This window comes from Enterococcus sp. AZ129 (assembly GCF_051714505.1).
In the GTDB taxonomy this organism is placed as follows: Bacteria; Bacillota; Bacilli; order Lactobacillales; family Enterococcaceae; genus Enterococcus; species Enterococcus faecalis.
Window position 1 is genome coordinate 148,334 of the sequence record NZ_JBIORY010000001.1, and the last position, 20,965, is coordinate 169,298.

The following is a 20,965-nucleotide window of genomic DNA, read 5'->3' on the forward strand; positions in this document are numbered from 1 at the left end:
AACCAGAATGAGTGTGCATATCGAAGCAAAACCAGGTGAAATTGCCGATAAAATTTTACTACCAGGGGATCCCCTCCGAGCAAAATATATTGCGGAAACTTTTTTAGAGAATCCTGTCTGCTATAATCAAGTTCGTGGGATGTTAGGTTACACAGGAACGTATAAGGGACAGCGTGTTTCGGTCCAAGGGACAGGGATGGGGATGCCTTCAGCAGGTATTTATGCCCATGAGTTAATTAACTCTTACGATGTGAAGAAGTTAATTCGTGTTGGTACGTGTGGTTCTATTTCAGAAAAAGTCAACGTTCGTGAATTAGTTATCGCACAAGCAGCAGCGACGCCTTCTTCCGCGATTCGCAATGATTTTCCTAAATATGATTTTCCACAAATTGCGAGCTTTGATCTTTTACTCAAATCTTACGAAATTGCTAAAGCAAAAGGCTTTACTACCCATGTTGGTAACGTATTGTCAGATGATGTTTTTTACAAAGATAGCTTAGATGATGTCTTTCGTTTAGGTCGATACGGGGTATTAGCGATTGAAATGGAAGCGGCAATGTTATATTATTTAGCAGCAAAATTTGATGTAGAAGCATTGGCGATTATGACGGTGAGTGATAGCTTGGTGACAGGCGAAGAAACAACGGCAGAAGAACGCCAAACGACGTTTAATGAAATGATTGAAGTTGGTTTAGAAACGGCAATTGCTAATTAAAAAAATGCTTGGATGATTATTTTCATCCAAGCATTTTTTTAATTTAAGAGCGCTTTTTTTACATCTTCAACAATTTGAGTATTCGCAATAGGTCCATTGTATAACCAACTACTTTTTTTATCATAGGTATGAACTTGGTTATTTTTCACAGCAGGTAAGTTCTTCCAAATTGCTTCTTGGAAAAGAGGTGCTGATTCATCGCTGTTTACAAGGAAAATGTGGTCTGCGTCAAGCTCAGCTAATTTTTCTAAAGAAACTTGATTCCAATCCGCAGTAGCATTTTTAGAAATTTCTTCCACTAATTTTGGAACTTGGAGGCCTAAGTCCTGATAGAGCACGGTTCCGCTTGAGCGATTATCGCTAACCATAAAGACTTGGTTGTTGGTTACCCATAAGACTGCCGCAGATTTGCCAGCATCTTTTTTGCCAAGGTCTTCTTGGACGCCTTTGGTTAAGGTATCATAATCTTCTAACACTTTTTTCGCTTGTTCTTTTTTATCTAAAACAGTGGCAATATCTTCCAATTGATCACGCCAAGTGACATTTTCGCCGTTTTTGACTACATAAGTTGGCGCAATTTTACTGTATTCTTTGTATTTACCGCCTTCAACTAGAGCAGATGAACTGATTAATAATAAGTCAGGTTCAAATTTTAGAACCGCTTCATATGGCAAGTCATAGGAAATAGTGGGGACATCTTTCAATTCTTTCGCTAAATAATCTTGAATGCTGCCTTGTCCAACTGTCCATTGTGCCACTGGTTTTTCTCCTAATGCAACTAGATAATCTTCTAAATAACTCGCAATAATCCGTTTGGGTTTCGCGGGGACGGTTACTTTATTGCCTAAGGTATCTGTTACTTCATGTGTTTTGTCAGCGTTGTTGGCTTCTTTATTCGTATTACCACAAGCTGCGAGTAAGAATGAACCAAGAAGAAGGGTTGTACCAATTAGGACCGTCTTTTTTAAAAGTTTCATTGTGTAACTCCTTTATTTTTAGTTGATAACGATTCTCATTATCAGTTAAAAACGACGGTTTGTCAATCATCGCTTGCTTTTTTGAGCAAATAAGTTGCATTTTTTAGATAATTCGTTTTTTTGATTGGAAGAAACATTGCTTTTTAAGGAAGGCTCTTTTATAATCAAGGAACAATGAGTGAGAACGATTCTCAATAAATGTAAAATAACGACAAAAAAATTAAAGAGGAATGGTTATGAATTATTTAGAGGCAGAGGACTTAACTACAGGATATGGTCGTCAAGTGATTAGTGAAGCGCTGAACTGTTCATTTGAAGCGGGAACTATTACAAGTATTATTGGACCAAATGGTTGTGGCAAATCGACCTTGTTAAAAACACTTGCGCGTATTTTGCCAGCTGAGAAAGGCAAGGTGTTCATTAAGAACCAAGAACTTCAACATTTTTCTTCAAAAGAAGTAGCACAAGAACTAGCGATCTTATCACAAACGCCAGAAAATACAATCGATTTATCTGTTTTTGACCTCGTCTCTTTCGGGCGATATCCTTATCAATCGGGCTGGAAAAGTGTCACCACAGAAGATCAAGAGTACATACAATGGGCATTAGAATTAACAGGCTTAACTGAGTTAGCTAGAGAGTCTGTGGCAATTTTATCAGGTGGACAACGCCAACGGGTTTGGATTGCTATGGCGCTAGTACAGGATACAGATATTTTAATTTTAGATGAACCGACCACCTATTTGGATCCTGCGCATCAGCTAGAAATTTTAAATGTGTTAAAACGAATCAATCAAGAACATCAGAAAACAATCGTGATGACGATTCATGATATTAATTTAGCTTCTCGTTTTTCTGATCGCGTGATTGCGATGAAAGAGGGAAAGATTATCAATGAGGGAACACCGCAAGAAGTGATTACTGTTACTGGCTTAGCAGATGTTTTCGCTATTCAAGCAGAAATTAGTTATCATAGTCAGACACAGCGGCCACTAGTGCTTTCTTATGAGTTGATGGAAATGGAGCTGGATGGATGAAAGGCATAAGCGGATTTTATAGACACCAATGGCAAGTGTTGCTTGTCTGTCTTTTTTTGCTGCTGGGGACAATGCTTCTGTCATTGATGTTTGGTGCGACGTCGGTTTCGATTCAAACGATTATTGAATCATTTACGCACTTCGATGCGACCAATCAAGCGCATCAAGTCATCCAAACGGTTCGGTTGCCGCGGATTTTAGGTGCCGCTTTTGTGGGAGCAAGTTTAGCGGTGAGTGGGGCGTTAGCGCAAGGGATTACACAAAATCCATTGGCAGATTCTGGCTTGCTGGGTATCAATGCTGGGGCTGGCTTGGGCTTAGCGCTTGTTTTTGCTTTCCTCCCTCAGGCAAGTTATTGGTGGCTTTTAGTTGTTTCTTTTCTTGGTGCCGGCGTGAGTGTGGCACTGATTTATTATCTTTCTAATCATTCAATTCGAGGAGCAAGCCCCATGCGTCTGACCTTGGTGGGGGCTGGTATTAGTGCCCTTTTTTTATCATTTAGTCAATTCTTAGCCATTCAGTTCAATTTGAGTCAAGAGTTAACGTTTTGGTTTCTTGGCGGCGTCAGCGTTATTTCTTGGGCACAATTAAAAATAGTCGTCCCGATCTTTCTGGGCGCATTTGCATTAGCAATTCTGATTAGTCCGTCGGTGACTATTTTACGGTTTGGCGATGATGCAACAATTGGTTTGGGGCGAAATCCGCAGCGTATTCGGTTGTTTGCCAGTATAACGATTTTGCTTTTATCAGGATTGTCTGTGGCGCTAGTTGGCTCGGTCAGTTTTGTTGGTTTGGTGGTGCCTCATGTGATGCGAACAGTTTCTGGAGAAAATTACCGTCGCTTGATTCCGTTCTCGGCGTTAGGCGGTGCGCTCCTCGTTTTGGTGGCAGATTTAATCGCTCGAATGGTGAATCCGCCTTTTGAAACACCATTTGGGATTATCACGGCCTTAATTGGCATCCCATTCTTTCTTTATTTATTTCGTAAAGGAGGGCAACTAGGATGACACAGAAAAAAGTGTCCCGTTGGGTGGCTATCTTAATAGTTGGGATTATCCTAACTGCTTGTATCAGTTTAACGCAAGGGGAATTATCTGTTTCCGTCATGGATTTAAAAGCCCTTCTTTTGGGACAGGGAAGTCAGGCCAAACAACTGTTAGTTTGGGATTTTCGGTTACCACGGATTGTGCTAGCGGTCCTTGCGGGCGCAGCTTTAGGCTTAAGCGGCGCTATTCTTCAAGGGATTACTCGGAATCCGTTGGCAGATACTGGGATTTTAGGCATTAATGCGGGTGCGGGTTTGGCAGTGATTTTGTTTATTAGTTTTGTTGAGACGACAAGTATCACGACGTTTGCACTTCCGCTCGTGGCCTTAGTTGGCGGCTTGCTAGCGGCTGTTGGGATTTTAGTAATCGCGTATCATCATCGTTTAGGATTGACGCCAGTTCGAATGGTCTTAGCGGGTGTCATTTTGAGTACGGGTATTTCAGCACTCACCTTATTAATTACATCAAAAATTGACACTGAAAAGTACCGTTTTGTTACAATGTGGCAAGCAGGCAGTATCTGGGGTAGTAATTGGTTCTTTGTGGGCGCTTTGTTGCCTTGGCTAGTCATCGGGTTCTTTTTTGCGATGAAGCGTCATCGTCTGTTGGATATTTTACAATTGGGGGACGAAACAGCTATTTCTGTAGGTATTGCTGTGAAAAAAGAACGAATCGTTTCGTTGCTGTTAGCGGTGATGTTGGCGGCATCAGCGATTTCCGTTACAGGGGGAATTAATTTTTTAGGTTTACTTGCGCCACATATTGCTCGCAAATGTGGTTTTACGCAACAAAAACAGGTATTGCCATTGGCGGCGTTGTTTGGGAGTTTACTTTTATTGGTTAGTGATACGATTGGTCGGCTATTGCCTGGCAATGGAGAAATGCCTGCAGGGATTATTGTTGCGATCATCGGTGCGCCTTATTTTCTTTATTTGTTAATCAAAACAAGCGATTCGTTATAAAAAAGAATCAAAAGCTGGGTCAATCGGTCGTTGTGAAAGCAACTGTCATTTGCTCGGCTTTTTTATTGGCGGATTTTTGAAAAAATAGTATGATAAATGCGTAAGAGCATTGAATGGAGGATGAAAGAATGGAAAACTTTAATTTTTATGTACCAACAGACATCCGTTTTGGGAAAGATCGTTTAGACGAATTACCTGCTGTGTTAGATCAATTTGGCAAAAATGTCTTACTTGTTTATGGTGGCGGTAGTATCAAACGTAATGGCTTGTACCAACAAATTACTGATTTGGCCCAAAAAAACAGGCATACACTGATTGAGTTGAGCGGTGTCGAACCAAACCCGCGCATTGAAACCGTTAGAAAAGGAATTGAGTTGTGTAAAGAAAACCAAGTCGATGTTATTTTAGCAGTTGGCGGTGGTTCAACCATTGATTGTTCCAAAGCAATAGCTGCGGGCTTTTATTCGGAAGAAGATATCTGGACAGTCATTGCAGCCAGAAAAGGGTATACAGGTCCTGCTTTACCAATCGTGACCATCTTGACTTTAGCAGCGACAGGTAGTGAAATGAACGCAGGTGCTGTCATTTCTAACTTAGAAACCAATCAAAAATTAGGCTTTGGTGGTCCGAATATGATTCCAAAAGTTTCGTTCTTGGATCCAACGAATACTTTTACGGTTCCTCAAAATCAAACAGCAGCTGGCTCAGCGGATATTTTCAGTCATTTGATTGAAAACTATTTTAGTATTTCGACAGGCACGGACGTCCAAGATTTTGTGTCAGAAGGCTTAATGCGAACGGTTATCAAAAATTGTCCTATTGCTTTAGAAAATCCAGAAGATTATGATGCACGTGCTAATTTAATGTGGGCAAGTAGTTTAGCCTTAAATGGGTTAACAGGGCGCGGCAAACAAGGTGTTTGGTCTTGTCACCCAATGGAACATGAATTAAGTGCGTTTTATGACATTACGCATGGGATTGGCTTAGCAATTTTAACGCCTCGTTGGATGAATTACGTTTTGTCTGAACAAACCGTAGGCAAGTTTGCGCAATTTGCTCGAAATGTTTGGGGAATAGTCGAACAAGAAGAGGAAGTAGCAGCGAAAAAAGGTATTCAAGCATTATATGATTACTTTGTGGCTTGTGGCATTCCAATGACATTACCAGAAGTTGGCATCGAAGCAGATAAATTTGAAGAAATGGCACAACAAGCTGTGGCCCATAGTGCAATTGCCGAAAAGGCTTATGTACCATTGGATGCAGCGGATATAGTAGCGATTTATAAAGATTGTTTAACCGAAAGTCAATTTATTTAATCCATAAAAAAGCGGTTTGCCTTGGCAAACCGCTTTTGTTAATAAGAAACAAGTTCTTATAAGTAGTATTTTTCTTTCACAGTTAAATCATCGTTTAATTCATAAACTAATGGTTTACCTGTTGGGATTTCAAGATCCATAATATCTTCATCAGAAATGCCTTCGATGTGTTTAGCTAAAGCACGTAATGAATTACCATGAGCCGCTACTAAGACAGTTTTGTTGTCTTTTAAAGCTGGCGCAATTTCATCTTGCCAGAATGGTAATGCACGTTCCAAAGTAACTTTCAAGTTTTCGCCACCAGGAATATCGCGTTGGTCTAACATTGCATAACGACGGTCGTTTGCTGCAGAACCTTCATCTGTTGCTTCCATTAATGGAGGAAGAGTATCGTAAGAACGACGCCAGATGTGGACTTGTTCGTCTCCGTATTTTTCAGCAGTTTCTTTTTTGTTTAGTCCTTGTAATTTACCATAGTGACGTTCGTTTAAGCGCCAAGATTTGATTTGAGGTACCCATAATTGATCTGAGTATTCTAGTAAATAGTTACAAGTTTTGATGGCACGAGTTAAAACAGAAGTATAAGCAACGTCGAATTCGATGCCTGCTTCTTTAATTTTACGGCCGCCTTCTTTTGCTTCTTCAACACCTTCAGGTGCTAAATCTACGTCAGCCCATCCAGTAAATTGGTTTAAGGCATTCCATTCGCTAAGTCCATGACGAGAAAAAACTAATTTTGGCATGTATAAGCTCTCCTTTGAGTTTAGTTTTCTGAAAATAAGATTTCCACGTTTATTGTACACCGTTTTGCGCAAGATTTCCAATGGAAAATAGTAAAAAAACGTGAAAGTTGCTGAAAAATTAGAGTGAAATCGAATCAAAAAAGAAGCCCCATCTGAAGGACTTCTTTTTTATTCTTAGGAATACAGCCGCTCGACATCTGTCTCAGGTAAATTGATGTACTTATAACAAGTGCCCACCGAAACGCCGCATTTATTAGAAATAAATTGGATTGTTTCTTTGTTTTCATAATATAATGCACGGATTTTGCGGACGGTGCGTCCATCAATTTTTGGACGTCCACCTACTTTTCCGTTTTCACGAGCTTTGTGGAGCCCGACGAGTGTTCGTTCTTTAATTAGTGCACATTCCATCGCAGATAAGCTCTCCATTAATTGGAAATAGGCTTCACCTGTTGGAAGGTGAGTATCAATTCCTTCTGAAATGCTGACAAAATCAACTTGTTTTTCCTTTAACATTTTCATAAAGTCTGTTAATTGGCGGGTTGTTTTACCTAAATGGTGCAATTTACAAACAATAAGTGTATCCCCAGCAGAAAGAAGTTTTTCGACTTCGTCTAAGACACTGATCTCCGCTTGAGGATCAAATGTCTCTTGGAAAATATCATCACAACCAAACGATTGGAGAGTGGTTAGTTGATTTTTTAAATCGTCTTCAATAATAGTTGTGCGTGCATAACCAATTCGTTTCATATATTATCCTTCCTATATAAATAATCTTTTTTCACACATTCTTAACGTGCGGGAACATGTAAGGTTTTCGGTCCATCTTCATAACCGACGATTACCATAGAAACCATATTTAAAAATAAGCCGTGTTCAACGACGCCAACCAAGTTGTCTAAATAAGAACCTAAAGCTTCTGGATCTGTAATTTTTTCTAAATGCAAATCGATGATATGGTGGCCTCCATCTGTTATTAATGTTTCGCCAGCAGCGTTTAAACGAAGTGTTGGGTGATAGCCTTTTTCTTCAAATAAATGCACTAGTTGGCGGCTGCCATAAGGAACAACCTCAACTGGAAGCGGGAAAGCCCCTAAATCGTCCACCATTTTTGATTTATCCACAATCCAAATACATTTCTTTGAATAAGTGGCCACAATTTTTTCAAAAAGTAAGGCAGCGCCACCGCCTTTGATTCCTTGAAAATCAGCGCTGATTTCATCGGCGCCATCAATCGTAAGATCTACATACGGAACCTCATCAATACTTTTTAAAGGAATGCCCAAGGCCAAGGCTTGTTTCTCTGTTTCTTTTGAAGTAGTAACCCCTACGATTGACAATCCTTCTTCTTTTACGCGACGACCAATTTCGTCTACCATAAATTTTGCTGTTGAGCCAGTACCCAAACCGACAATCATGCCGTCTTCTACATATTTTGCAGCTTCGATTCCTACCATTTGTTTCAGATTCATCGCTGTTTTCCGCCCCCTTCAATAGTCAAAGATATTGTACCGTTATTTAACTAAAAAAGATAGAAAGTTTTTGAAAAAGTCATAAAAATTTTTAAAGGAAAAGTACGTTTAAATAGAAGGAAAAGCTTTTTTTCGAAAGGCGAAAGAAGAGGGTTGACAGCTGATACTTATCGTGGTATCCTAACAAAGGTGCTTTATCTACAGGTTCCTTATAGGGACGTGCTGACTGTCTATCAAAGCATATTTGATAAAGAGTGCAGAGATTGCATTATTTTTTATCGCGAAAAAAGAACCACCTGGATGTGTGGAACTAGAAGCGAAGTAGGGAAGGAGGAGAACAAGGAATGCCTACAATTAACCAATTAGTACGTAAACCTCGTAAATCTAAAGTAGAAAAATCTGATTCACCAGCCTTAAACAAAGGATATAACAGTTTTAAGAAAACTCAAACAAACGTTAACTCTCCGCAAAAACGTGGAGTTTGTACACGTGTGGGTACGATGACACCTAAAAAACCGAACTCAGCTTTACGTAAATATGCCCGTGTTCGTTTGTCAAACTTAATCGAAGTTACAGCTTATATCCCAGGTATCGGTCACAACTTACAAGAACACAGCGTGGTATTATTACGTGGTGGACGTGTAAAAGACTTACCAGGGGTACGTTACCATATCGTTCGTGGTGCGCTTGATACTGCCGGTGTTAACGACCGTAAACAAAGCCGCTCTAAATACGGTACAAAACGTCCTAAAGCTTAATTATAATAAGACAATAACAACTTGAAAAATCATATTTCGGAAGGAGGAGTTACGGATGCCTCGTAAAGGTCCTGTTGCAAAACGTGATGTTTTACCAGATCCAATTTATAACTCAAAATTAGTAACTCGCTTAATCAACCGTGTAATGGTTGACGGTAAACGCGGGATTGCTGCTAACATTATCTATAATTCATTTGATATCATCAAAGAATCTACAGGTAACGATCCATTGGAAGTTTTTGAACAAGCAATGAAAAACGTTATGCCTGTTCTTGAAGTTAAAGCACGTCGTGTTGGGGGTTCTAACTACCAAGTACCAGTTGAAGTTCGTCCAGAACGTCGTACAACTTTAGGTTTACGTTGGGTAGTTAACTACGCGCGTCTACGTGGTGAACACACAATGGAAGAACGTCTAGCGAAAGAAATCATGGATGCTGCTAACAACACTGGCGCTTCTGTTAAAAAACGCGAAGACACACACAAAATGGCAGACGCAAACCGCGCATTTGCTCATTATCGTTGGTAAGATCCTCTCTGTCTGTCGCGTAAAGTGGCAGCAGAAAGTCAATTTACAATCGATTTAAATAAAGAGAGGAGTAAACATACAAAATGGCAAGAGAATTTTCACTTGAAAAAACTCGTAACATTGGTATCATGGCCCACGTTGATGCTGGTAAAACAACAACAACTGAGCGTATCTTGTACTACACTGGTAAAATTCATAAAATCGGTGAAACCCATGAAGGTGCTTCACAAATGGACTGGATGGAACAAGAACAAGAACGTGGTATCACGATTACATCCGCTGCGACAACTGCACAGTGGAAAGGCTACCGTGTAAATATCATCGATACTCCAGGACACGTGGACTTCACAATTGAAGTACAACGTTCTCTACGCGTATTAGATGGTGCGGTAACAGTTCTTGACTCTCAATCAGGTGTAGAACCTCAAACAGAAACTGTTTGGCGTCAAGCGACTGAATATAAAGTTCCTCGTATTGTATTCTGTAACAAAATGGATAAAATCGGTGCGGACTTCTTCTATTCAGTAGAATCATTACATGATCGTTTACAAGCAAACGCTCATCCAATTCAAATTCCAATCGGAGCTGAAGAAGACTTCACTGGAATCATTGACTTGATTAAAATGAAAGCTGAAATCTACACAAATGATTTGGGAACAGATATTCAAGAAACTGATATTCCTGAAGATTATTTAGAAAAAGCGCAAGAATGGCGCGAAAAATTAGTTGAAGCTGTTGCTGAAACTGACGAAGACTTAATGATGAAATATCTTGAAGGTGAAGAAATCACTGAAGAAGAATTAGTCGCTGGTATCCGTCAAGCAACAATCAACGTTGAGTTCTTCCCTGTATTAGCTGGTTCAGCATTCAAGAATAAAGGGGTTCAATTAATGTTGGACGCTGTTCTTGATTACTTACCATCTCCATTAGATATCGATGCTATCAAAGGGATCGATACTAAAACAGACGAAGAAACAACTCGTCCAGCTGATGACGAAGCACCTTTCGCTTCATTAGCATTTAAAGTTATGACTGACCCATTCGTAGGTCGTTTAACTTTCTTCCGTGTTTATTCTGGTGTCCTTGAAAGTGGTTCATACGTATTGAACGCTTCAAAAGGCAAAAAAGAACGTATCGGTCGTATCCTACAAATGCACGCCAACACTCGTCAAGAAATTGATAAAGTGTACTCTGGTGATATTGCTGCTGCTGTTGGTCTGAAAGACACAACAACTGGTGATACATTATGTGCATTAGATGCACCAGTTATTCTTGAATCTATTGAATTCCCTGACCCAGTTATCCAAGTCGCTGTTGAACCTAAATCAAAAGCTGACCAAGATAAAATGGGCGTGGCTCTACAAAAACTTGCTGAAGAAGATCCATCATTCCGCGTTGAAACAAACGTTGAAACTGGTGAAACAGTTATCTCTGGTATGGGTGAATTGCACTTAGACGTTTTAGTAGACCGTATGAAACGTGAATTCAAAGTTGAAGCTAACGTAGGTGCTCCTCAAGTATCTTACCGCGAAACATTCCGTGCTGCGACTAAAGCAGAAGGTAAATTCGTTCGTCAGTCTGGTGGTAAAGGACAATACGGTCACGTATGGGTTGAATTTACACCAAATGAAGAAGGTAAAGGCTTCGAGTTTGAAAACGCAATTGTCGGTGGTGTGGTTCCTCGTGAATACATCCCAGCAGTTGAAAAAGGGTTAGAAGACTCTATGAACAACGGTGTTCTTGCTGGTTATCCATTAGTTGATATCAAAGCAAAACTTTACGATGGTTCATACCACGATGTCGATTCAAATGAAACGGCCTTCCGTGTAGCTGCTTCTATGGCATTGAAAGCTGCGGCTAAAAATGCAAACCCAGTTATTTTAGAACCAATGATGAAAGTTACAATTACTGTTCCTGAAGATTACTTAGGTGATATCATGGGACACGTAACAAGTCGTCGTGGACGTGTTGAAGGTATGGAAGCACACGGTAACTCTCAAATCGTTAATGCGATGGTACCTTTAGCTGAAATGTTTGGTTATGCTACAACATTACGTTCAGCAACACAAGGACGCGGTACATTTATGATGGTATTTGACCACTATGAAGACGTACCTAAGTCTGTTCAAGAAGAAATCATCAAGAAAAACGGCGGCAACGCATAATTTTCCTTGAGAATAAAAGGTTTGTTTTTAGAACTATCCTTTTTTCAAGATTTCGTGTAAAATAGCTTATGATGATCAGACGATTTTTAGTAACGTCTATCACATATAAAACAAACAATAAAATTTATATTTTTAGGAGGAACATTCAAAATGGCAAAAGAAAAATTTGACCGTTCTAAATCCCATGTTAACATTGGTACTATCGGACACGTTGACCATGGTAAAACTACATTAACAGCTGCAATTGCTACTGTATTATCAAAACACGGTGGCGGGGAAGCACAAAGCTACGATTCTATCGATAACGCTCCAGAAGAAAAAGAACGTGGAATCACAATCAACACTTCTCATATCGAATATGAAACTGAAACTCGTCACTATGCACACGTTGACTGCCCAGGACACGCGGACTACGTTAAAAACATGATCACTGGTGCTGCTCAAATGGACGGAGCTATCTTAGTAGTTTCTGCTGCTGATGGTCCTATGCCTCAAACACGTGAACATATCTTATTATCACGTAACGTTGGTGTACCATACATCGTTGTATTCTTAAACAAAATGGATATGGTTGATGACGAAGAATTATTAGAATTAGTAGAAATGGAAGTTCGTGACTTATTATCAGAATACGATTTCCCAGGCGATGATGTTCCAGTTATCGCAGGTTCTGCTTTGAAAGCTTTAGAAGGCGACGAGTCTTATGAAGAAAAAATCTTAGAATTAATGGCTGCAGTTGACGAATATATCCCAACTCCAGAACGTGATACTGACAAACCATTCATGATGCCAGTCGAAGACGTATTCTCAATCACTGGACGTGGTACTGTTGCTACAGGCCGTGTTGAACGTGGTGAAGTTCGCGTTGGTGACGAAGTTGAAATCGTTGGTATTAAAGACGAAACATCTAAAACAACTGTTACAGGTGTTGAAATGTTCCGTAAATTATTAGACTACGCTGAAGCAGGCGACAACATCGGTGCTTTATTACGTGGTGTAGCACGTGAAGATATCGAACGTGGACAAGTATTAGCTAAACCAGCTACAATCACTCCACACACAAAATTCAAAGCTGAAGTATACGTATTATCAAAAGAAGAAGGCGGACGTCACACTCCATTCTTCACTAACTACCGTCCTCAATTCTACTTCCGTACAACAGACGTTACTGGTGTTGTAGAATTGCCAGAAGGTACTGAAATGGTAATGCCTGGTGATAACGTTGCTATGGACGTTGAATTAATTCACCCAATCGCTATCGAAGACGGAACTCGTTTCTCTATTCGTGAAGGCGGACGTACTGTAGGTTCAGGCGTTGTTACTGAAATCGTTAAATAATTAACTTTTTAACTATAGCTTTAACCAGCGTAAAAAACTGGGGTATTCGGACGTAAGACCAGAGAATTTATTCTCTGGTCTTTTTTTTTGTTTAGAAATTGGCTGGCTAAAAAATAAGCCAATTGGCTGTTTTAGCAGACTTGTTTCTTCAGTATACTTGGAGAAAAAGGTTAGGTGATTTAATGGAAAAAGTATTGACGATTGCAGGCTCCGATTCAACTGGAGGGGCAGGAATTCAAGCAGATTTAAAAACATTTGAAGAGTATGGAGTTTTTGGATTTTCAAGTTTAACCTCGATTGTGACGATGGATCCTACGACAGGCTGGTCGCATGAAGTAACTGAATTGCCAGAAACGCTCTTAGAAAAACAATTGATTTCGGTTTTTGCAGGCGGTCCAGTAGCGGCTTTGAAAACAGGGATGATGGGTAATGAACAAAATATTAAAATGGCTAGTAAGTACATTAAACAAGAGAAAATTCAAAAAGTCGTGATTGACCCAGTCATTGCTTGTAAGGGAACGGCACAAATTCTGCAACCCAAAAGTGTGGAAGGCCTAAAAAACGATTTACTGCCATTAGCATTAGTTGCCACGCCTAATTTAATTGAAGCGGGCATCTTATCTGGTTTAGGCGAAATTTCTTCCGTGGCGGAGATGGAAGAAGCGGCAAAACGAATTGTACAAATGGGAGCCAAACATGTCGTGGTTAAAGGGGGACATCGCTTAGCTGGTGAAAAAGCACTGGACTTGTTTTACGATGGTCACACCGCGCATCTTTTGGAAAATGAATTATATCCTACTGATTATAATCATGGTGCAGGTTGTACTTTTTCAGCGGCAATCACAGCTGGCTTGGCAAAAGGTTATTCGGTGTTAGAAGCAGTAACTTTAGCAAAAAAATTTGTAGCAGCGGCGATTAAACACGGTATTCAAGTTAATCCTTATGTGGGGCACGTGTGGCATGGCGCATACACTCATGCGGAACAACGGATGCGTAAGAAAGAATAATATTTAGAACTAGAGGAGTCTGTCAAGGACTGGCTCTAGTTTTTTTGTGATAAAGAATAACAATAGTAGGTATTACGTTAAAAGAATGTTCAAATTTTTAAAAGAGGAGTAGAATAGAACTGTAATTGCAAAACAAGAAGCGGAACATAGAAGGGGTGATAACTTTTCTGTGCTTCAGTTTAGAACGGACTGTGGTGTTTGTTTTGACGAACTACCGGAAAGCGACTTCTTTTTGTTTTGGCTTCAAATGGTATTTAATGGAGGGAATGCAATGTTAGAAAAAGAAACGTACAGTCAACTGTTTAAATGGTCTTTTTCAAAAAAGACACAAGTCACATACTGGGATGGTACCGTCAAAGAGTATGGGCAAGGGTCGGGGGATCCGGTTTTTAAAATTGTATTCAATGAAAAAATTCCTGTGAAGGATTTACTGAATAACGCTTCGTTAACTTTAGGGGAAGCCTACATGGATCGCAAAATTGAAATCGAAGGCGATATCCAAGCACTGATTTATGATGTGTATAACCAAAAGGATAGCTTTTTACACAATGCTAAATTTATTAAATGGCTTCCTAAAGAAAGTCATTCAAAAAAACGTTCGCAAGAGGATATTCACAGCCATTACGATCTAGGAAATGATTTTTACAAAAAATGGCTTGACCAAACAATGACGTATTCATGTGCTTATTTTAAAACGCCTGAAGATACATTAGAACAAGCGCAAGTGAATAAAGTTCATCATATTTTAGATAAATTATTTATCAAAGAGGGCGACACTTTACTGGATATTGGCTGCGGCTGGGGCACGTTAATTTTAACTGCGGTGAAAGAATATGGAGCCAAAGCAACTGGGATTACATTAAGTGAAGAGCAATTTCATCATATTCGCCATATTATAGAAAAAGAAGGCCTACAAGATCGAATGACTGTCAAATTGATGGATTATCGTGATTTAAAAGGAGAGTCTTTTGACCATATTACGAGTGTTGGGATGTTTGAACATGTCGGTGCAGAAAATCTACATGAATATTTTGACGTCGTTCAACGAAATTTAGCGCCTAAAGGTACGGCGTTGATTCATGGGATCAGTCGCCAACAAGGTGGGGCTAAAAATGCTTGGATTAATCGTTATATTTTCCCAGGTGGCTATATTCCTGGTGTCACTGAGCTAGTCGGCCATATGACAGAAAACGACTTGCAAGTGATTGACTTGGAAAGTTTGCGCAGAGATTATCAATTGACGTTGGAACATTGGACAAAAAACTTCCATAATATAGAAGCAGAAATTGTTGACGAAAAAGGCGAGCGCTTCTATCGAATGTGGGACTTATATTTGCAAGCATGTGCAGCCTCATTCCAAGCAAGCAATATTGATGTTATTCAATATTTATTGGTTCATCCAGATAACAATGATATTCCAATGCGCCGGATTGGTTAATAGAATAAAAAAGAGAGAATTTGAGATTCTGGTAAAAAAGGAATCTCAAATTCTTTTTTTTATAAAAATAGAATGAAAAGAATTGAAAAACAAAACAAATGCTTTTCAAAACAAGAAAAAATTCTTTCAAAAAAACGCAGAAAATCCTTGCTAACACTATCCTTTCATAGTATAATCAAAAAGGTGCTGTTTACAGGAGTGTAAAAAGCATTGGTAGATCAACGATTTGATTTGCCGGCTGTGAAGCGAGAGGTTGCGACACGCTCGGACGCTTTGCCATGAACGAGCATGCCGGATAAATTTTCGTGGAGCTATGTCTACTTTTAAAATAGGCGAAGGAGGGAACAAGATGGCAAAACAAAAAATTCGTATCCGTTTAAAAGCGTATGAACACCGTATTTTAGATCAATCAGCGGATAAAATTGTGGAAACAGCAAAAAGAACTGGAGCTGACGTATCAGGTCCGATTCCATTACCAACAGAACGCTCACTTTACACAGTTATTCGTGCGACTCATAAATACAAAGATTCTCGCGAACAATTCGAAATGCGTACTCACAAACGTCTAATTGACATTGTGAACCCAACACCAAAAACAGTTGATGCTCTAATGAAGCTTGACTTACCGTCTGGTGTTAATATTGAAATCAAACTATAAAATTAAGATGGAGGTGTACTCATGACCAAAGGAATCTTAGGGAAAAAAGTGGGAATGACACAAATCTTTACTGAGTCTGGTGAATTAATTCCAGTAACAGTAGTTGAAGCTACGCCAAACGTAGTTTTACAAGTGAAAACTGTTGAAACTGACGGATACGAAGCTATCCAAGTTGGTTACCAAGACAAACGTGAAGTTTTATCAAACAAACCTGCGAAAGGTCATGTTGCAAAAGCAAACACGGCTCCTAAGCGCTTCATTAAAGAATTCAAGAATGTTGAGCTAGGAGAATATGAAGTAGGTAAAGAAATCAAAGTAGATGTTTTCCAAGCAGGAGACGTTGTTGATGTTACAGGTACTACGAAAGGTAAAGGATTCCAAGGGGCAATCAAACGTCACGGCCAAAGCCGCGGACCTATGTCTCATGGTTCTCGTTATCACCGTCGTCCTGGGTCAATGGGTCCAGTAGCGCCTAACCGTGTATTTAAAAATAAACGACTAGCCGGCCGTATGGGTGGCGACCGCGTAACAATTCAAAACCTTGAAGTTGTTAAAGTGGACGTAGAAAGAAATGTTATCTTAATCAAAGGAAACATTCCTGGAGCGAAAAAATCTTTAATCACAATCAAATCAGCTGTGAAAGCTAAATAAGTGTAGGGAAAGGAGGAACTAAGGAATGCCGAATGTAGCATTATTCAAACAAGATGGAACTCAAAACGGTGAAATCACTTTAAATGAAGAAATCTTCGGAATCGAACCTAATGAAAGTGTTGTCTATGATGCAATCATCATGCAACGTGCTTCATTAAGACAAGGAACACACGCAGTTAAAAACCGTAGCGCTGTTCGTGGCGGTGGCCGCAAACCATGGCGTCAAAAAGGAACTGGTCGTGCTCGTCAAGGTTCAATCCGTTCACCACAATGGCGTGGAGGTGGCGTAGTCTTTGGACCAACACCGCGTTCATACAGCTACAAACTTCCTAAAAAAGTTCGTCGCTTAGCAATGAAATCTGTATTATCAGACAAAGTTGCTGAAAATAACTTGGTAGCAGTAGAAGGTTTAAGCTTCGATGCACCAAAAACAAAAGAATTCAAACAAGTTCTTGCTAACTTGTCTATCGATACTAAAGTATTAGTTGTTTTAGAAAATGGTAACGACTTTGCAGCTTTATCAGCTCGTAACTTACCAAACGTTTCTGTAGTAACTTCTGATAACGTTAGTGTGTTAGATGTTGTGTCAGCTAACAAAGTCTTGGCAACACAAACAGCTCTTACTCAAATTGAGGAGGTGCTTGCATAATGGAATTACTAGACGTAATCAAACGCCCAGTGATCACTGAAAAATCCATGTTAGCTATGGACGAAAAGAAATATACTTTCGAAGTGGACACTCGCGCAAACAAAACTTTAGTAAAACAAGCTGTTGAATCAGCATTCGATGTTAAAGTAGCAAACGTAAACATCTTAAACGTGCGTCCAAAATTCAAACGCATGGGTAAATATGCAGGTTATACAAAAAAACGTCGCAAAGCGATCGTTACATTAACTGAAGATTCAAAAGAAATTCAATTATTCGAAGCTGCTGAATAAGCAGTCCTGAACAATATCAACGTAGGAGGGAAATAAGACGTGGCGATTAAAAAGTACAAACCTACCACAAATGGCCGTCGTAACATGACAAGTTCTGATTTCGCTGAAATCACAACTTCAACACCAGAAAAATCATTGTTACAGCCATTAAAAAACAATGCCGGTCGTAACAACAACGGTCGCATTACGGTTCGTCACCAAGGTGGCGGTCACAAACGTCAATACCGTGTGATTGACTTCAAACGTAATAAAGATAACGTCGCAGCGGTTGTTAAAACGATCGAGTACGATCCAAACCGTTCTGCTAACATCGCGTTAGTTCATTACGAAGACGGGGTTAAGGCATACATCTTAGCACCAAAAGGATTAGAAGTAGGCATGCGCCTAGTATCTGGTCCAGAAGCAGATATTAAAGTAGGTAACGCATTACCATTGGAAAACATTCCAGTTGGTACAGTTATCCACAACATTGAAATGAAACCTGGTAAAGGTGGACAATTAATCCGTTCAGCTGGAACAAGCGCGCAAGTACTTGGTAAAGAAGGCAAATACGTATTAATCCGCTTAAACTCTGGCGAAGTTCGTATGATCTTAGCAACTTGCCGTGCAACAATCGGTTCAGTTGGTAACGAACAACACGAATTAATCAACATTGGTAAAGCTGGCCGCTCTCGTTGGATGCGTAAACGCCCAACTGTTCGTGGTAGCGTAATGAACCCTAACGATCACCCACACGGTGGTGGTGAAGGTAAAACACCAATTGGACGTAAAGCGCCAGTATCTCCATGGGGTCAACCAGCAATTGGATACAAAACACGTAATAAAAAAGCTAAATCAGACAAACTTATCGTTCGTCGTCGTACTAAATAATTTTTTTGACCATGTGTCGTACATTTTGAGAGGAGGTTCACCATGGGTCGTAGTTTAAAAAAAGGACCTTTCGTCGATGATCATTTGATGAAAAAGGTCGAAGCACAACAAGGTGCCGAAAAGAAAAAAGTAATTAAAACTTGGTCTCGCCGCTCTACAATTTTTCCATCATTCGTAGGTTTCACAATCGCTGTATATGATGGACGGAAACATGTCCCTGTTTACATTCAAGAAGACATGGTAGGACATAAATTAGGTGAATTTGCACCAACTAGAACTTATCGTGGCCACGTTGCTGACGATAAAAAAACTAAACGCTAATTTTGAGGGGAGGATATGCAAATGTCAGAACAAATTACATCAGCTAAAGCAACTGCAAAAACAGTTCGCACTTCACCTCGTAAAGCACGTTTAGTAATCGATCTTATCAGAGGGAAAAGCGTTGCGGATGCAATTTCAATCTTGAAATTCACACCGAACAAGTCTGCTGGAATCATTGAAAAAGTTTTAATGTCAGCAGTTGCTAACGCAGAAAACAACTTTGACTTAGACGTTGAAAGCTTAGTCGTATCTGAAGCATTTGTTAACGAAGGACCAACAATGAAACGTTTCCGTCCTCGTGCAAAAGGTTCAGCTTCACCAATCAACAAACGTACTAGTCACATCACAGTAGTTGTAACAGAGAAATAAGTCTCATGAAATAGGCTGTTTTCTTTATGAAAACAGAGCTTAAACATTTAAGAGGAGGGACAATCAGTGGGTCAAAAAGTACATCCAATTGGAATGCGTGTAGGCATCATCCGCGACTGGGATGCGAAATGGTATGCTGAAAAAGAGTATGCTGAATTCTTACACGAAGATTTAAGAATCCGTAAATTTATCGCAACAAAACTTGCTGATGCTGCTGTATCTACAATTGAAATCGAACGCGCTGCAAACCGTGTTAACATTTCAATTCACACAGCTAAACCAGGTATGGTTATCGGTAAAGGCGGATCTGAAGTCGAAAACCTAAGAAAAGAATTAAACAAATTAACTGGCAAACGAGTTCACATCAACATCGTTGAAATCAAAAAACCAGATTTAGATGCAAAATTAGTAGGCGAAGGAATTGCACGTCAATTAGAAAACCGTGTTGCTTTCCGTCGTGCTCAAAAACAAGCTATCCAACGCGCAATGCGTGCTGGTGCTAAAGGAATCAAAACTCAAGTATCAGGTCGTCTAAACGGTGCGGATATCGCTCGTTCAGAAGGATACTCTGAAGGAACTGTACCACTTCACACATTACGTGCGGACATTGATTACGCATGGGAAGAAGCGGACACTACTTACGGAAAACTAGGAGTTAAAGTGTGGATCTATCGTGGAGAAATTCTTCCAACGAAAAAAAACACTGAGAAAGGAGGGAAATAATCATGTTAGTACCTAAACGTGTAAAACACCGTCGTGAATTCCGCGGAAAAATGCGCGGTGAAGCTAAAGGCGGAAAAGAAGTAGCATTTGGTGAATGGGGTTTACAAGCAACTGAATCTCACTGGATTACTAACCGTCAAATCGAAGCAGCCCGTATTGCAATGACTCGTTACATGAAACGTGGCGGGAAAGTATGGATTAAAATTTTCCCTCACAAGTCTTACACAAGTAAAGCTATCGGCGTACGTATGGGTAAAGGTAAAGGGGCACCAGAAGGCTGGGTATCACCAGTTAAACGTGGTAAAATCATGTTTGAAATCGCAGGCGTTCCTGAAGAAGTAGCTCGTGAAGCTCTTCGTCTTGCATCTCACAAATTGCCGGTAAAAACTAAGATCGTAAAACGTGAGGAAATGGGTGGTGAATCGAATGAAGGTTAAAGAAATCAGAGAATTAACCACTGCCGAAATGCTAGATAAAGAAAAACAATTAAAAGAAGAATTGTTCAACTTAAGATTCCAATTAGCAACAGGTCAATTAGAAAACACTGCACGTATTAAAGAAGTACGTCAATCGATTGCACGCATCAAAACAGTATTGCGTGAACAAGCTAACTAATAGTGGAAGGAGGCCAAACGCGTATGACTGAAGAAAGAAATCAACGTAAAGTTTACCAAGGTCGCGTGGTATCAGACAAAATGGATAAAACAATCACAGTTGTCGTTGAAACAAAGAAAAACCACCCTATCTATGGCAAACGTATGAAATATTCTAAAAAATATAAAGCGCATGATGAAAACAACACAGCGAAAGTTGGAGACATCGTAAAAATCATGGAAACTCGTCCATTATCAGCTACAAAACGTTTCCGTTTACTAGAGGTAGTCGAAGAAGCAGTTATTATCTAATAAAACGAGAATTTCCTAATAGATTGAAG

26 protein-coding genes are annotated in these 20,965 nt (G+C 39.8%); 22 read left to right on the forward strand and 4 right to left on the reverse strand.

The features are described from left to right. Window positions 1–7 precede the first annotated feature (7 nt). Window positions 8–715 carry a purine-nucleoside phosphorylase gene (gene deoD / locus IGJ90_RS00655; protein WP_002359338.1) on the forward strand — a complete coding sequence of 236 codons (708 nt, stop codon included), beginning with the start codon at window positions 8–10 and terminating at the stop codon, window positions 713–715. A 38-nt stretch (window positions 716–753) separates the two neighbouring features. Here deoD and IGJ90_RS00660 read toward each other — a convergent pair whose 3' ends face one another. Beyond that, window positions 754–1,692, reverse strand: coding sequence for an iron-hydroxamate ABC transporter substrate-binding protein (locus tag IGJ90_RS00660; RefSeq protein ID WP_002361532.1), 939 nt, complete (start codon window positions 1,690–1,692; stop codon window positions 754–756). 230 nt (window positions 1,693–1,922) lie between these two features. On the opposite strand from IGJ90_RS00660, the gene IGJ90_RS00665 reads away from it, so the two are divergent. The 4 genes from IGJ90_RS00665 (at window position 1,923) to IGJ90_RS00680 (ending at window position 6,053) form a co-directional block, all read left to right on the forward strand. Further along, window positions 1,923–2,729, forward strand: a complete 807-nt coding sequence (locus tag IGJ90_RS00665; protein WP_002356183.1) for an ABC transporter ATP-binding protein — start codon at window positions 1,923–1,925, stop codon at window positions 2,727–2,729. Then, complete coding sequence (locus IGJ90_RS00670; protein ID WP_002367634.1) at window positions 2,726–3,736, forward strand: FecCD family ABC transporter permease; 1,011 nt, start codon at window positions 2,726–2,728, stop codon at window positions 3,734–3,736. Before IGJ90_RS00665 ends, IGJ90_RS00670 begins: the two co-directional genes overlap by 4 nt. After that, window positions 3,733–4,737, forward strand: coding sequence for a FecCD family ABC transporter permease (locus IGJ90_RS00675; protein WP_002363471.1), 1,005 nt, complete (start codon window positions 3,733–3,735; stop codon window positions 4,735–4,737). The genes IGJ90_RS00670 and IGJ90_RS00675 overlap by 4 nt, the downstream gene beginning before the upstream one ends. A 113-nt stretch (window positions 4,738–4,850) precedes the next feature. Then, entirely contained in the window at window positions 4,851–6,053 is a 1,203-nt protein-coding gene (locus tag IGJ90_RS00680) for an iron-containing alcohol dehydrogenase (RefSeq protein ID WP_174119106.1), read from the forward strand. 56 nt (window positions 6,054–6,109) lie between these two features. On the opposite strand, the gene gpmA is transcribed toward IGJ90_RS00680, so the two are convergent. The 3 genes from gpmA to rpiA all read right to left on the reverse strand — a co-directional run bounded on the left by gpmA (window position 6,110) and on the right by rpiA (window position 8,268). After that, a complete protein-coding gene (gpmA, locus tag IGJ90_RS00685; RefSeq protein WP_002359343.1) occupies window positions 6,110–6,796 on the reverse strand; it encodes a 2,3-diphosphoglycerate-dependent phosphoglycerate mutase in 687 nt (228 codons plus the stop codon). Between the two features lie 174 nt (window positions 6,797–6,970). Next, complete coding sequence (locus IGJ90_RS00690; protein ID WP_002356188.1) at window positions 6,971–7,546, reverse strand: recombinase family protein; 576 nt, start codon at window positions 7,544–7,546, stop codon at window positions 6,971–6,973. Between the two features lie 41 nt (window positions 7,547–7,587). Continuing rightward, a complete protein-coding gene (gene rpiA / locus IGJ90_RS00695) occupies window positions 7,588–8,268 on the reverse strand; it encodes a ribose-5-phosphate isomerase RpiA (RefSeq protein ID WP_002363468.1) in 681 nt (226 codons plus the stop codon). Between the two features lie 344 nt (window positions 8,269–8,612). Between rpiA and rpsL the strand changes: the two genes are divergently transcribed. The 17 genes from rpsL to rpsQ all read left to right on the forward strand — a co-directional run bounded on the left by rpsL (window position 8,613) and on the right by rpsQ (window position 20,936). Next, a complete protein-coding gene (rpsL, locus tag IGJ90_RS00700; protein WP_002356190.1) occupies window positions 8,613–9,026 on the forward strand; it encodes a 30S ribosomal protein S12 in 414 nt (137 codons plus the stop codon). Window positions 9,027–9,081: 55 nt separating this feature from the next. Next, window positions 9,082–9,552 carry a 30S ribosomal protein S7 gene (rpsG, locus tag IGJ90_RS00705; protein ID WP_002356191.1) on the forward strand — a complete coding sequence of 157 codons (471 nt, stop codon included), beginning with the start codon at window positions 9,082–9,084 and terminating at the stop codon, window positions 9,550–9,552. An 83-nt stretch (window positions 9,553–9,635) separates the two neighbouring features. Then, window positions 9,636–11,717, forward strand: a complete 2,082-nt coding sequence (fusA, locus tag IGJ90_RS00710) for an elongation factor G (protein WP_002356192.1) — start codon at window positions 9,636–9,638, stop codon at window positions 11,715–11,717. A gap of 150 nt (window positions 11,718–11,867) precedes the next feature. Continuing rightward, window positions 11,868–13,055, forward strand: a complete 1,188-nt coding sequence (gene tuf, locus IGJ90_RS00715; protein ID WP_002356194.1) for an elongation factor Tu — start codon at window positions 11,868–11,870, stop codon at window positions 13,053–13,055. Window positions 13,056–13,237: 182 nt separating this feature from the next. After that, window positions 13,238–14,062, forward strand: a complete 825-nt coding sequence (gene thiD / locus IGJ90_RS00720; RefSeq protein ID WP_002368563.1) for a bifunctional hydroxymethylpyrimidine kinase/phosphomethylpyrimidine kinase — start codon at window positions 13,238–13,240, stop codon at window positions 14,060–14,062. A 271-nt stretch (window positions 14,063–14,333) separates the two neighbouring features. After that, entirely contained in the window at window positions 14,334–15,500 is a 1,167-nt protein-coding gene (locus IGJ90_RS00725; protein WP_002391607.1) for an SAM-dependent methyltransferase, read from the forward strand. A 349-nt stretch (window positions 15,501–15,849) separates the two neighbouring features. Continuing rightward, window positions 15,850–16,158 carry a 30S ribosomal protein S10 gene (gene rpsJ, locus IGJ90_RS00730; protein WP_002389727.1) on the forward strand — a complete coding sequence of 103 codons (309 nt, stop codon included), beginning with the start codon at window positions 15,850–15,852 and terminating at the stop codon, window positions 16,156–16,158. A gap of 21 nt (window positions 16,159–16,179) precedes the next feature. Further along, entirely contained in the window at window positions 16,180–16,809 is a 630-nt protein-coding gene (gene rplC / locus IGJ90_RS00735; protein WP_002356199.1) for a 50S ribosomal protein L3, read from the forward strand. Between the two features lie 25 nt (window positions 16,810–16,834). Continuing rightward, window positions 16,835–17,458 (forward strand): 50S ribosomal protein L4, encoded by a 624-nt coding sequence (rplD, locus tag IGJ90_RS00740; RefSeq protein ID WP_002356200.1) that lies wholly within the window; start codon window positions 16,835–16,837, stop codon window positions 17,456–17,458. After that, the gene (locus IGJ90_RS00745) at window positions 17,458–17,748 is read left to right on the forward strand and encodes a 50S ribosomal protein L23 (protein ID WP_002356203.1); all 291 of its coding nucleotides are present in this window, start codon (window positions 17,458–17,460) and stop codon (window positions 17,746–17,748) included. The genes rplD and IGJ90_RS00745 overlap by 1 nt, the downstream gene beginning before the upstream one ends. Window positions 17,749–17,787: 39 nt before the next feature. Next, a complete protein-coding gene (rplB, locus tag IGJ90_RS00750; protein WP_002356204.1) occupies window positions 17,788–18,618 on the forward strand; it encodes a 50S ribosomal protein L2 in 831 nt (276 codons plus the stop codon). Window positions 18,619–18,660: 42 nt separating this feature from the next. Beyond that, on the forward strand, window positions 18,661–18,939 hold the full coding sequence (rpsS, locus tag IGJ90_RS00755; RefSeq protein WP_002356205.1) for a 30S ribosomal protein S19: 279 nt from the start codon (window positions 18,661–18,663) through the stop codon (window positions 18,937–18,939). Window positions 18,940–18,960: 21 nt separating this feature from the next. Continuing rightward, window positions 18,961–19,308: a 50S ribosomal protein L22 gene (gene rplV, locus IGJ90_RS00760; protein ID WP_002356206.1), complete on the forward strand. Its 348-nt coding sequence runs from the start codon at window positions 18,961–18,963 to the stop codon at window positions 19,306–19,308. A 66-nt stretch (window positions 19,309–19,374) separates the two neighbouring features. After that, window positions 19,375–20,031, forward strand: a complete 657-nt coding sequence (rpsC, locus tag IGJ90_RS00765) for a 30S ribosomal protein S3 (protein ID WP_002356207.1) — start codon at window positions 19,375–19,377, stop codon at window positions 20,029–20,031. A 2-nt stretch (window positions 20,032–20,033) separates the two neighbouring features. Next, window positions 20,034–20,468, forward strand: a complete 435-nt coding sequence (rplP, locus tag IGJ90_RS00770) for a 50S ribosomal protein L16 (RefSeq protein WP_002356208.1) — start codon at window positions 20,034–20,036, stop codon at window positions 20,466–20,468. Then, window positions 20,458–20,646, forward strand: a complete 189-nt coding sequence (rpmC, locus tag IGJ90_RS00775) for a 50S ribosomal protein L29 (RefSeq protein WP_002383858.1) — start codon at window positions 20,458–20,460, stop codon at window positions 20,644–20,646. The genes rplP and rpmC overlap by 11 nt, the downstream gene beginning before the upstream one ends. A 23-nt stretch (window positions 20,647–20,669) precedes the next feature. Next, window positions 20,670–20,936, forward strand: coding sequence for a 30S ribosomal protein S17 (gene rpsQ, locus IGJ90_RS00780; RefSeq protein ID WP_002359348.1), 267 nt, complete (start codon window positions 20,670–20,672; stop codon window positions 20,934–20,936). The last annotated feature ends 29 nt before the right edge of the window (window positions 20,937–20,965 follow it).